The following is a 305-nucleotide window of genomic DNA, read 5'->3' as shown; positions in this document are numbered from 1 at the left end:
CGTCACCATCAACGGCCACACCGATGGCGTGCCCGGCGTGACCGTCCCCGACGCCAACGGCGCCGATGCCGGCAACGTCAGCATCGCCGAGAACGCCACGCAGCCGGTCACCGGCGAACTGACCGTCTCCGCACCGGAAGGCCTGGCCACCGTCAAGATCGGCAACGTCACCCTCACCGTGGCCGACCTGCAGGCGCTGGGCACCACCCCGGTCGTCGTCAACGGCACCGAAGGCAAGCTCACGCTGACTGGCTACGACCCGGCCACCGGCAAGATCACCTATAGCTACCAGCAGGATGGGACGG

General features: G+C 68.5%; 1 protein-coding gene. It reads left to right on the top strand.

Annotation, left to right across the window (positions count from 1 at the left end; all coding sequences use genetic code 11):
• Positions 1-305, top strand: a 305-nt coding sequence (locus tag IB259_RS30890; protein WP_192331057.1) for a hypothetical protein, incomplete at both ends; no start/stop codon positions are given.

Source organism: Achromobacter sp. ACM04 (assembly GCF_014851465.1).
GTDB lineage: Bacteria > Pseudomonadota > Gammaproteobacteria > Burkholderiales > Burkholderiaceae_B > Achromobacter > Achromobacter aegrifaciens.
This window is presented reverse-complemented; position numbering and strand designations above follow the sequence as displayed.